Genomic DNA, 11,410 nt, shown 5'->3' on the forward strand with positions numbered 1-11,410 from the left:
TCGCGCTACCCAGCATCAACAGGAGAGAACCATGCCCGCGCATGAGATAGATTACGAGATCAAGGGCCAGGAACTGCAGTTTGTCGAGATCGAGCTCGACCCCGGCGAGAGCGCGGTAGCGGAGGCCGGATCGATGGTCTGGAAGGAACCCTCGATCGAGATGACCACCGTGTTCGGCGATGGCAGCGACGACCAGGGCGGCGGCTTCATGGGCAAGCTGCTGGGCGCGGGCAAGCGTCTCGTCACCGGCGAGAGCCTGTTCACCACCGTGTTCACGCATACCGGATCGGGCAAGGCGCGCGTCGCTTTCGGTGCGCCGGTTCCAGGATCGATCCTGCCCATCGACCTGTCGCGCTATGGCGGGCGGCTGATCTGCCAGAAGGACAGCTTTCTCGCCGCGGCCAAGGGCGTGTCGATCGGCATCCACTTCCAGAAGCGCATCCTTACCGGCCTGTTCGGCGGCGAGGGCTTCATCATGCAGAAGCTTGAGGGCGACGGCATGGTGTTCGCGCAGATGGGCGGCACGATCGTCGAACGCGAGCTGAGGGCGGGCGAGGAGCTGCATGTCGATACCGGCTGCATCGCCGCGTTCACCGGCAATGTCGATTTCGACCTGGTCTCGGCGGGCGGCATCAAGACCTCGCTGTTCGGCGGCGAGGGTCTGTTCTTCGCGCGGCTGCGCGGGCCGGGCCATGTGTGGATCCAGTCGCTGCCCTTCTCGCGGCTCGCCGGGCGGATGCTGGCCGCCGCAGGACCGCGCGGCGGTCAGAACCGGGGCGAAGGCTCTGCGCTCGGCGCGTTTGGCGACCTGATCAGCGGTAACAACTGAGGGTGAATGGCCCCGCGCGTCGTGCCGGCGCGCGGGGCCATTCCGAAAATCAGAAGGTGTAGGTCACGCCGACGCCGCCGAAATACTGGTTGGCATCGCCGCGGATCGACACGATCGGGCTGTCGGCAAAATCGCCCTGCAGCCGCGAATAGCTGGCGAGCGCGAACACGCCCCAGCCGCCATCAAGCGCGTTGCCCGACAGGTCGAGGCCGAGCAGGACCGAGGTCTGCAGCGACTTCAATCCGCCATCGGCACGGAAGCGCGGCAGACCCGATGCAGCGCTGCCGGCAGCATCAATGCTGAAATAGGTATTGGCATAATCGCCATCGACGAAATCGGCCGAGGCGGAGACGTTGACCACGCCCTTGGTGCCGAGCAGCCGGTTATAGCTGACCTGCGGCGTGACGATCGCGCCCGAATGCACGCCGGTCACGTCGAACAGCGCGTCGGTGGTGAAGGTCATGCTGTCGAAACGGCCGAAGATGCGGTTGATCTTGACCCCGCCCGATGCGCCGAGCTCGAGCGCGATCGGAAAGTCGCCCAGCCGTTTGACCACGGCATCGCGGATGCGGTTGTTGCGCTCGGGCCGGACGCGGAACATCGGGCCGGCGATGAATTCGACCTTGGGCAGCACCGGGTCCTTGACCAGATCGACGAACAGGCCCGGGCCGCGCGCAGCGAAATTATAGCCCTTGTAGCTGCCCTGGATGATCGGCGCAGGGAAGAAGACATACTGGTCCGAACCTTCGTAGCTGGGCACCATGCCCGCCCCCAGGCCCACGGTCATGTAGAAGTCCTTGGCGAACACCGACTGCGACATCGCCGCAGCGGTCGCCAGAAGTCGGAGCTGTTCGGGTGTCGGTCCGGGCTTGGCGGGCGCCTGCTCCTTCTTTTCTTCCGCGGCAGGCGCGGGCGGCTGGTCGGCTACGGCCTGGGCAAGCGCGGGCGTGCTGATGCTGGCAAACAGGGCAAGGCTCGCAAGGGTTCTGGCGATCATCGGATGAATTCCATGAAGGATGGTGCTCCGCCGGGGCGAGAGCATGTGGGGGGACACCGCGCGGCCCGATATAATGCTGCGGTGCAACAGATCAAGACGATTGCGCGAAGCTCGGATTGTTGTGAATAAATTTACACAATGACAAAGCAAGGCCTTCGCACTTGCCGCAATTAGACAAGATTCTTGCAGCAATGATGCGGTGATCCGGCTCATGTCGCGTAAATCAGCAGCATCAGCTGTCAATTTATGACACTGCCTGATTCGCAAGAGGAAAGCCCCATGTCCTATACCGATCACATCCGCGCCAACGAACAGCTCGTTGCCAGCAAGCAGGGCCGCTGGACCGGCATCAATCCGGAATCCGTCGCGCGCATGCAGCTGCAGAACCGGTTCAAGACCGGTCTCGACATCGCTCGCTATACCGCGAAGATCATGCGCGAGGACATGGCCGCCTATGATGCCGATCCGTCGCAATACACCCAGTCGCTGGGCTGCTGGCACGGCTTCATCGCGCAGCAGAAGATGATCGCGATCAAGAAGCATTTCGGCACCACCAAGCGCAAATATCTGTACCTGTCAGGCTGGATGGTCGCCGCGTTGCGCAGCGAATTCGGTCCCCTGCCCGATCAGTCGATGCACGAAAAGACGAGCGTGCCCGCGCTGATCGAGGAACTCTATACCTTCCTGCGTCAGGCCGATGCGCGCGAGCTCGACCTGCTGTTCAGCGGAATCGACAAGGCGCGCGCCGCTGGCGACACCGCGAAGGAGCAGGAACTGCTGGGTCAGGTCGAGAATTTCCAGACACACGTCGTGCCGATCATCGCCGATATCGACGCCGGTTTCGGCAATGCGGAGGCCACCTATCTGCTCGCCAAGAAGATGATCGAAGCAGGGGCCTGCGCGCTGCAGATCGAGAATCAGGTGTCGGACGAAAAGCAGTGCGGCCACCAGGACGGCAAGGTCACCGTGCCGCACGAGGACTTTCTCGCCAAGATCCGCGCCTGCCGCTATGCGTTCCTGGAACTGGGCGTCGAGGATGGCGTCATCGTCACCCGCACCGACTCGCTGGGTGCCGGCCTGACCAAGCAGATCGCGGTCAGCCACGAGCCGGGCGATATCGGCGACCAGTATAACAGCTTCCTCGACTGCGAGGAGATCGACCCCGCCACCGCGCGCAACGGCGATGTCATCCTCAACCGCAACGGCCGCCTGCTGCGCCCGAAGCGTCTGCCCAGCAACCTCTTCCAGTTCCGCGAAGGCACTGGCGAGGACCGCTGCGTGCTCGACAGCATCACCTCGCTGCAGAACGGCGCGGACCTGCTGTGGATCGAGACCGAAAAGCCGCATGTCGAGCAGATTGCTGGCATGATGGACCGCATCCGCGAAGTCGTTCCCAATGCCAAGCTGGTGTACAACAACTCGCCATCGTTCAACTGGACGCTGAACTTCCGCCAGCAGGTCTATGACGCGATGGTCAAGGAAGGCCTGGACGTCTCCGAATATGATCGCAGCGCACTGATGGATGCGAAGTATGACGATACCGAACTCGGCATCGCCGCCGACAAGCGCATCCGCACCTTCCAGGCCGATGGTGCGCGCCGCGCCGGCATCTTCCACCACCTGATCACGCTGCCGACCTATCACACGGCTGCGCTCTCCACCGACAACCTCGCGAAGGAATATTTTGGAGAAGCGGGCATGCTGGGTTATGTACTCGGCGTCCAGCGGCAGGAGATCCGTCAGGGAATCGCATGCGTGAAGCACCAGAACATGTCTGGCAGCGACATCGGCGATGCTCACAAGGAATATTTCGCTGGCGAGGCGGCGCTGAAGGCCGGCGGCGTCAACAACACGATGAACCAGTTCTCTTGAGCAGTCGGTTCATGGTGATCGGTACTGCGTTGTTAAAACATGTCTGACCGATAAAGTTTTCCTGGGGAGGAAAAAGGTTACCCCGCCGGTGGCAACATCGGCGGGTTTCCTTTTTTCTGGCATCGACTTCATGATATCTTGGACTCCGACTCGCGATACGGAGGCGGCATATGGGCAAGGTCATCGGGCTGGGCGGGCTGTTCTTGAAATCGCCGGACCCTGATGCGTTGCGTGCCTGGTACAGCCGCGTGCTGGGCCTTGCCTTCGATGACTGGGGCGGGCTCGTCTTTTTGCCGCAGGACGCCGCGAATCACCCTGGCGCTGGCACGGTGTTTTCGCCGTTCGCGCAAAGCAGCGAGTATTTCGCGCCCTCGACCAAGGAGTTCATGTTCAACCTGATGGTCGACGATCTCGAGTCCGTGCTCGCCCGCTGCGCCGCCGAAGGGGTGGAGCCGGTCAAGACCTTCCCCGCCGAGGCGAACGGGCTGTTCGCGCACATCATGGACCCCGAAGGCCGCAAGATCGAACTGTGGCAGCCCAAGCCGATGGAATGAGCGGCGCATCTGCGCAGGCGATGGTCGCGTAGCTGGCCCAGCAACACACAAAAGGGGGCCATGATGTTCCGATATGCCTTGCTTGCGCTCAGTCTGGTTCCCGTTTCTGCGGCAAGTGCCCAGCCAGCGTCCTCTTCCGCCCCTAATGCCGCCGCCGCCCGTGCCAGCCTGGCAGGGTCGTGGGAAGGCGAGCTGGGCTATCTCGATTATTCGGCCAATCGCTGGTTCAGTATTCCGGTCAAGACGCGCGTCATCGATCAGGGCGATGGCGCGACGATGCTGCGCGTGTCCGATTTCGACGATGGGCCCAAGGTCGGCAACGTCCGCATCACGACGGGCGAGCTTTTCGATGGAAAGGCGTCGACGGTCGCGGTCGCATTGTTGCGCAAGGGGCGAGCGGTCGAGGTGACGACCTATGCGGTGCGCATCGATCCGGCCTCGCGCGATGCGACGCACTGGACGATGATCGAGGAAACCAAGGGCAGCGACGACGATCGTCCCGCAACGCTCAGGCTCACCACCGTGCGCGATGGCGATAAGGTCGAGACGCTCAAAGAGGTCGATTTTCTCGACGACGACAAGAGCGAGTGGCTCACCCGCAACCGCACCCGCTTGACGCGCGTTGGCGCCTGACCGCATCGTCCGACCTATCCCTCTGGCCGAAAGCCTCGCCATGCTCCGCTATGCCGCCGCCTATCTGTTCACCGGGCTCGCCTTTGCGCTGATCGACAGCGTGTGGCTGAAAACCATGGCCCCGCGGCTCTATCAACCACTGCTCGGCGATCTGCTCGCGCCCTCGTTCCGGCTCGCGCCCGCCGTGGTCTTCTATGTGCTCTACATTGCGGGCATCCAGATATTCGCGGTCGTGCCCGCGCTCGCCGATGGCCGTTGGCAGACCGCTTTGGTCAAGGGCGCGCTGCTCGGCTTTTTCTGCTACATGACCTATGATCTCACCAACCAGGCGACGCTCGCCACCTGGCACACGAAGATCACCGTGCTCGACATCATCTGGGGCACGTTCCTCACCGGATCGTCGGCGCTGGTCGGATTTGCTGTCACGCGGGCGGTGTTCCGATAAAATGATGATGAACGACCGATAATGTGACTCGCGCCGCCTGTTCGCTCTAGCCTGCGTCCGCTGCTCCAGACAGCCTGCGAAGGAGAGACCGCCATGCCGACCCGAGGTGAACTGGGCAGAAGCCTGATGCTGTCGATCAGCCATATCCCGCAAGGTCGCAGCAATCGCAGCGGATCACCGCTGCTGCCAAGGTACATCACGGTGCACAATACCGACAACTCGAGCATCGGAGCCGATGCCGAGGCGCACGCAAATTTCCTATCGAAGACCGGATATTATATCCATAACGGTAGCAAGCGCTGGGTATCCTGGCATTTCACCGTGGATGACGACAGCTGCGTCCGGCATCTGCCGCTCAACGAGGTCGGCTGGCATGCCGGATCGAGCCAGGGCAATGCCCAAAGTCTGGGCATAGAGATCTGCATGAACAAGGGCATCAACCAGAACAGGGCGTTCGACCGGGCCAAGACCTTGATCGCCTGTCTGTGCTACGACCTGAACCTCGAACCCGAGACCCGGGTGGTGACGCACCGGCACTGGTCGGGCAAGAACTGCCCCCGACTCTTGCTGAACAATGGCCAGGAAGGCGCAATCTGGCAGGATTTCATTGCCGATGTTCGCGCGATCCTGAACAGCATTGACGATCCGGCGCAGGTTTAGGCGCTGTCGATACTCTCGGGTAACCGCCAATCGATCGGCTCCTGCCCCTGCGCCATCAGAAACGCATTGGCCTGGCTGAAATGGCCGCAGCCCAGAAAGCCGCGATGTGCCGAGAGCGGCGAGGGGTGCGGGGCCTTCAGCACCAGATGCCGTCCGCCGCGATCGACGCTATCGACGCCCGCCGCCTTCTTTTGCGCATGACTCCCCCAGAGGAGGAACACGACCGGGCGCTCCAGCGCATTGACCCGGGCGATCACTGCATCGGTGAACCGCTCCCAGCCCTTGCCCTGGTGCGACCCGGCATCGCCCATCTCGACGGTGAGCACAGCATTGAGCAGCAGCACGCCCTGGCCGGCCCAATGTTCAAGAAAGCCGTGGCGCGGCGGTGCGATGCCGAGATCGCGCTGCAGTTCCTTGTAGATATTCGCCAGCGAGGGCGGCACCGGCACACCGGGGCGGACGCTGAAGCACAGGCCATGCGCCTGGCCGGGGCCGTGATACGGGTCCTGCCCCAGAATGACGACGCGCACCTTGTCGGGCGGGGTCAGATCGAGCGCGCGGAACCAGTGGCTGCCCGGCGGAAAGATGCGCGCGCCCGCCGCCTTGCGCTCGAGCAGGAAGCGCTTGAGATCGGCCATATACGGCGCGGCGAACTCACCGGCCAATGCCTCTCGCCATTGCGGATCAAGCCGGATGGCCGCTTCGGTGCTTGCGTTTTCGATCATGCAGCGAAGCTTGGCGCGGCGCTGGTCATGGCGTCAAGCCAGGGGTTTTCGCCGGGAGCTGTTTTGATGGTATACGCGGCAGGTGTCGCGAATCGCGACGCCACAGCAGGGGTTGCCATCATGCCGCTCACCCACGCCAAGCCTGTCACCTTCATCAACACCGCCAACCGCCGCGCCGCCGAAAGCTTCTATCGCGACGTGCTCCAGCTTGCGTTCGTTGCCGATGATGGCTTTGCCGCCGTGTTCGATCTGGGCAGCGCGGTGCTCCGCATCACCGAGCTCGAAGGCTATGCCGCCTCGCCGCACCCGGCGCTTGGCTGGTCGGTCGAGGATATCGAGCAGACCATGGAGCATCTGGTCAGCCGCGGCATCGCGCCCAGGATCTATGAAGGCTTCGGCCAGGACTCGCTCGGCATCTGGACCGCGCCCGATGGAGCGGCACGTGTCGCCTGGTTCCAGGACCCGGACGGCAACCTGCTCAGCGTCGTCCAGAGCGGCTAATCTGCCTCAGAGCGAATGCACCAGATGCCCGCCATCGACCGTCAGGATGCTGCCGGTCATGAAACGGCTGGCGTCGGAGGCGAGCAGCAGCAGCGGACCGTCGAGATCGGGCAGCTCGCCATAGCGCCGCATCGCGATGCGCTTGCGCAATGGTTCGCCTGCCTCGCCAGAGAGCTGGTCGCGGTTGATATCGGTGAGGAAATAGCCGGGGGCGAGCGCGTTGACGCGGATGTTGAACCGCGCCAGCTCCATCGCCAGCTGCTTCGTCATGTGCAGCACGCCCGCCTTGGACACGGCATAGGGGCCGGTGCCCGCTGCGGGCTGAAAGCCGGTGATCGAGGCGGTGTTGATGATATTGCCGCCGCCGCGCTCGCGCATGCCGCGCGCCGCCTCGGTCGCGACATTCCACGCACCTTTGAGGTTGATGCCCATCACGAAATCGTAATCGTCCTCGGTCTGGTCGAGCGCACGCTTGGTGACGGCGACGCCTGCATTGTTGATGCAGGTGTCGATCGCCCCGGCGGCCGCCATGCCTTCGCGCACCGAGGCGAGATCGGCGACATCCATGCGGATCGCCTCGGCGCTGCCGCCGGCGCTGCGGATGTCCTCGACCAGCGCCTCGAGCGCGGGAAGGCGGCGCGCGGTGACGATGACATGCGCGCCGCTCCTGGCCAGCAGCCGGGCGAAATGCGCGCCGAACCCCTCGCTCGACGCGCCGGTGACGAGGATGCGCTGGCCGGTCAGGTCTGCGGTGAGCGTCATGCGGCGGCTCCTTCTTGAGCATGTTTGTGGTCGCGCTTGATTTTCTTGGCGAGCGACCATTTGTGCACCTCGGTCGGGCCGTCATAGATGCGGAAGGCGCGGATTTCGCGGAACACCTGTTCGACGATCGTGTCGCCGCTGACCCCGGTGCCGCCCATCACCTGCACGCAGCGATCGGCGACGCGCATCAGCGCCTCGGACACCGCGACCTTGGTCATCGAGCTTTCGACCGTGCCGAGCGCGCCGGTATCGAGCATGCCAGCGCACCAGGCAATCATCAGCTCGGCCTGTTTCAGGTCGATCAGATTCTCGGCGAGCATGAAGCCGACACCCTCGTGATCGACTAGCGGCTTGCCGAAGGCGTGGCGGCGGCAGGCATAGTCGCTCGCGATCTCGTGCGCGCGGCTTGCCGCACCGAACCAGCGCATGCAGTGCGACAGCCGTGCAGGGGAGAGGCGGACCTGCGCATATTTGAAGCCCTCGCCGCTGTTCCCAAGCATCTGGTCGGCGGGGACGCGCAGGTTGTCGATGCTGATGACGGCGTGGCCGCCGGGCATCGAGCTGTCGATGGTGTCGAGCACGCGCTCGATACGGATCGCAGGGTCGGGCAGATCGACCAGGAACATGCACGCGCCATCGTCCGACCTGGCCATGACGATGCCGACCTTCGCGCCTTCCGCTCCGGTGATGAATGCCTTGCGCCCGTTGATCACCCAATGGTTGCCGTCGAGCTTCGCAGTGGTCTTCATCATCGACGGGTCGGAGCCCGCGCCGCCTTCCTCCGCCGGTTCGGTCATGAAAAAGGCCGATCGCGAATCGCCCGAGACGAGCTGATCAAGGAAGCGCGCCTTCTGCTCCGGGCTGCCGACCTTGCCGAGCAGATACATGTTGCCCTCGTCGGGCGCGGCGGTGTTGACGGCGACGGGACCGAGCGGCGACAGACCCGATTTCTGCAGCACGATCGCGGTCTGTGCCTGGGTCAGATGGCGGCCATCGGGCAGGATATGCGGCGTCATCACCCCGGCCTGGCGGGCGAGCGCGCGCAGCTCCAGTACCAGATCTTCCGACGGCCCATGCGCGCCGCAGCGCGGATCCTTTTCATAAGGGGCGACGACATCGCGGACGAACCGCTCGACCTTCGCGGCAATCGCATCGACTTCGGCGGCGGACAGATGGGACATGAAAAAGGCTCCCGTATGCGTAGCATGTGCGCGAGCCGGGTATCAAAGCTGGCGGTTTAATCAACTGATTAAATTGCAGGGGGTCAGGCTGTTGGCCCCGTGCTGTCCCTAGCGGGAGAACGAAACTCTAAGCCCAGCGCCCTCGCTTGGCTTCATCAGTCCATGGGAACAGGGCAAGAATGGCAACGGCGCACGCCGCCGCATAGATCTGCGCCGCTTGCACGCCAGCAAAGAAGGCAAGTGCGTTGTTTGCACAATGCACCGCCACACCTATCGTCAATTGTCGCCAGTTGGCACCGGTGAAATAGAAGGCGTAGATCACAGCGGTCAGACCATGCACACCTAAGGCCGGTACAGCTTCCAGCGACTCGAAAAAGCCGTGCATGGAAAATGGCTTCTCCATGGTGAACGGCTTTGAGAGCATCAGTTCGTAAATTCCGAACAGGAAGACCAGTGCGAAGCGGTGTAGCGGAGCGCGCAGCGAACGACAGGCCAGGACCTTTGCAAGCTCCTCAAACACGGGGGCTAGTAGAACGATGTTGACGCCCAGCAGGGTCCATTCATTCAACGGAAAAGCGAGATCGACTGTGATCGACAAGATCGCTCCGACCATTTCGGCGGCGAGCATGTACAGCAGGCACGTCCACAGAATCCGTATCGCTGTAGCGTCGGCATCGGTGAGATACAGCCAGACTGTTAGACACAGGGCGCCGATCAGGAATGTGGTGACCATTGGTGAGCACAAAGCTGAAAAGATGATCCAGATCAACCGCAGGTCCGCATCATCCGCCTGGCTTCGCGGGGCAAGCAGAAATCCTCCCCTACAAGGGGAGGTGGCATCGCAAAGCGATGACGGAGGGGTGATGTCCGTTCGCGGATGCGGACACCCCTCCACCACTTCGTGGTCCCCCTCCCCTTCCAAGGGAGGATTTTGGAGCGACGCACCCCCGGCAGCCAAGCCTATCCGACGCCACTTTGGATTCCTGCTTTCGCCGGAAAGCGGCGCGCCAAGTGCGGACTGCGCCTAGCTGTTTGCTTCCCTAGTCCGGAATGTACCAGCGCATCATGCCTTCATATCGGCCCTCGATGGCTTCGCCCTTGCTATTGGTCGCGGGACGAAAACGCGCGCGCCTGACCAGACACCGGCATGTCGCCTCATCCAGCCATTGCGAGCCGGAGGATTCGGTGATTTCGCATTGGGCGACCCGCCCAGTGGGAGCGATCAACAAACGGTAACGGGTTACGCCTTCGTGGCGGGTATCCGTGGGATAATCCTGCAGTGTAATCCATGTAGAGGCGTCATTCCGGGGCCTGGCAGCCTGGCTTGCTGCAACTTGCGTATCTCCTGTCGGGGCGACGCCCTCTTGCCCTTCCCAACTTGCAACGACCGGCTCAGCAATCGCTATGACGATCACCGAGATGCCCAACGCGCCAGCAAAGAGATTGAGCAAGCATCTCGAAGTCATTGGCATCCTCCGAAGGATTAAGTCGGCAGTGTGAGCCTGTTCAAGGTCGGGAGCAATACTGTCCGGCAAGAGGATCTTGCAGGCGCGGCGACAGTTTCGGCATGGAAAGCTAGCCAAACGACCAACAAAAAACCCCGCCGCGCCATCAGGCGCAGGCGGGGTTTCATGTCTCTCATCCCGGCCCGTTCAGGCCCGGAGGTCCGGTCAGCCGTTATGCGCGACCAGATTGACGGCGCTGTGCTTGCCGCGGCGATCGACTTCGAGGTCGAACTCCAGACGGTCGCCCTGGTTGAGCCCTGCCATGCCGGCACGCTCGACCGCGCTGATGTGCACGAACGCATCGGGCTGGCCATCGTCGCGGGTGATGAAGCCGAAGCCCTTCATCGCGTTGAAGAACTTGACCGTTCCGGTCGCACGCTCGCCGGTGAGTTCGCGGCGCGGAGCCTCGCTGCGCGGACCGCGATCGCCACGATCGCCGCCGCCCGAACCTTCGGACACGGGGATCAGTTCACCGTCGATCTTGAGGTCGCTGGCCGAAACCTTGCCGCCGCGATCGACCAGCGTGAATTCCAGGCCCTGGCCCTCGGCGAGGTTGGAAAGACCGGCCCGCTCGACTGCGCTGATGTGGACGAACACATCGTCGCCGCCATCTTCGCGCTGGATGAAGCCGAAGCCCTTCTGGGCGTTGAAGAACTTCACCTTGCCCTTGGCTTCGCCGACCACCTGGGTGGGCATGCCGCCAAAGCCGCCGCGGCCACCACCGCCGCCGCCGCGCGGGCCGCCGC

Annotated in this window: 14 protein-coding genes; 7 read left to right on the forward strand and 7 right to left on the reverse strand. The window is 63.2% G+C overall.

From position 1 onward, the window contains the following. Nucleotides 1-31: 31 nt before the first annotated feature. The gene (locus tag OPU69_RS17225) at nucleotides 32-829 is read left to right on the forward strand and encodes a TIGR00266 family protein (RefSeq protein WP_498512699.1); all 798 of its coding nucleotides are present in this window, start codon (nucleotides 32-34) and stop codon (nucleotides 827-829) included. 49 nt (nucleotides 830-878) lie between these two features. Here the strand turns inward: OPU69_RS17225 and OPU69_RS17230 are convergent, their stop codons facing one another. Beyond that, on the reverse strand, nucleotides 879-1,826 hold the full coding sequence (locus tag OPU69_RS17230) for a MipA/OmpV family protein (RefSeq protein ID WP_060978598.1): 948 nt from the start codon (nucleotides 1,824-1,826) through the stop codon (nucleotides 879-881). Nucleotides 1,827-2,105: 279 nt separating this feature from the next. Between OPU69_RS17230 and OPU69_RS17235 the strand changes: the two genes are divergently transcribed. The 5 genes from OPU69_RS17235 to OPU69_RS17255 all read left to right on the forward strand — a co-directional run bounded on the left by OPU69_RS17235 (nucleotide 2,106) and on the right by OPU69_RS17255 (nucleotide 5,990). Further along, nucleotides 2,106-3,698 carry an isocitrate lyase gene (locus OPU69_RS17235; protein ID WP_060978599.1) on the forward strand — a complete coding sequence of 531 codons (1,593 nt, stop codon included), beginning with the start codon at nucleotides 2,106-2,108 and terminating at the stop codon, nucleotides 3,696-3,698. Between the two features lie 170 nt (nucleotides 3,699-3,868). Beyond that, nucleotides 3,869-4,252, forward strand: coding sequence for a VOC family protein (locus tag OPU69_RS17240; protein ID WP_060978600.1), 384 nt, complete (start codon nucleotides 3,869-3,871; stop codon nucleotides 4,250-4,252). Nucleotides 4,253-4,312: 60 nt separating this feature from the next. After that, nucleotides 4,313-4,885 carry a hypothetical protein gene (locus OPU69_RS17245; RefSeq protein WP_060978601.1) on the forward strand — a complete coding sequence of 191 codons (573 nt, stop codon included), beginning with the start codon at nucleotides 4,313-4,315 and terminating at the stop codon, nucleotides 4,883-4,885. A 40-nt stretch (nucleotides 4,886-4,925) separates the two neighbouring features. Beyond that, the gene (locus OPU69_RS17250) at nucleotides 4,926-5,330 is read left to right on the forward strand and encodes a DUF2177 family protein (RefSeq protein ID WP_060978602.1); all 405 of its coding nucleotides are present in this window, start codon (nucleotides 4,926-4,928) and stop codon (nucleotides 5,328-5,330) included. A 93-nt stretch (nucleotides 5,331-5,423) separates the two neighbouring features. After that, complete coding sequence (locus OPU69_RS17255; protein ID WP_066270850.1) at nucleotides 5,424-5,990, forward strand: peptidoglycan recognition protein family protein; 567 nt, start codon at nucleotides 5,424-5,426, stop codon at nucleotides 5,988-5,990. On the opposite strand, the gene ung is transcribed toward OPU69_RS17255, so the two are convergent. After that, nucleotides 5,987-6,715 (reverse strand): uracil-DNA glycosylase, encoded by a 729-nt coding sequence (ung, locus tag OPU69_RS17260; protein ID WP_060978604.1) that lies wholly within the window; start codon nucleotides 6,713-6,715, stop codon nucleotides 5,987-5,989. The two genes, OPU69_RS17255 and ung, sit on opposite strands and share 4 nt — an antisense overlap. A gap of 120 nt (nucleotides 6,716-6,835) precedes the next feature. Between ung and OPU69_RS17265 the strand changes: the two genes are divergently transcribed. Further along, nucleotides 6,836-7,216, forward strand: coding sequence for a VOC family protein (locus OPU69_RS17265; RefSeq protein ID WP_066209308.1), 381 nt, complete (start codon nucleotides 6,836-6,838; stop codon nucleotides 7,214-7,216). A gap of 6 nt (nucleotides 7,217-7,222) precedes the next feature. On the opposite strand, the gene OPU69_RS17270 is transcribed toward OPU69_RS17265, so the two are convergent. From OPU69_RS17270 to OPU69_RS17290, 5 genes are all read right to left on the reverse strand, one after another. After that, nucleotides 7,223-7,978: an SDR family NAD(P)-dependent oxidoreductase gene (locus OPU69_RS17270; RefSeq protein WP_498512703.1), complete on the reverse strand. Its 756-nt coding sequence runs from the start codon at nucleotides 7,976-7,978 to the stop codon at nucleotides 7,223-7,225. Then, nucleotides 7,975-9,159, reverse strand: a complete 1,185-nt coding sequence (locus OPU69_RS17275; protein ID WP_498512705.1) for an acyl-CoA dehydrogenase family protein — start codon at nucleotides 9,157-9,159, stop codon at nucleotides 7,975-7,977. Before OPU69_RS17275 ends, OPU69_RS17270 begins: the two co-directional genes overlap by 4 nt. Before the next feature lie 127 nt (nucleotides 9,160-9,286). Then, complete coding sequence (locus OPU69_RS17280; protein ID WP_498512707.1) at nucleotides 9,287-9,892, reverse strand: hypothetical protein; 606 nt, start codon at nucleotides 9,890-9,892, stop codon at nucleotides 9,287-9,289. Nucleotides 9,893-10,199: 307 nt separating this feature from the next. Next, nucleotides 10,200-10,610, reverse strand: coding sequence for an energy transducer TonB (locus tag OPU69_RS17285; protein ID WP_498512709.1), 411 nt, complete (start codon nucleotides 10,608-10,610; stop codon nucleotides 10,200-10,202). 219 nt (nucleotides 10,611-10,829) lie between these two features. Further along, the coding region (locus OPU69_RS17290) for a cold-shock protein (protein WP_498512711.1) at nucleotides 10,830-11,410 on the reverse strand (581 nt) is incomplete at its 5' end.

This window comes from Blastomonas sp. 34TW, from assembly GCF_059803595.1.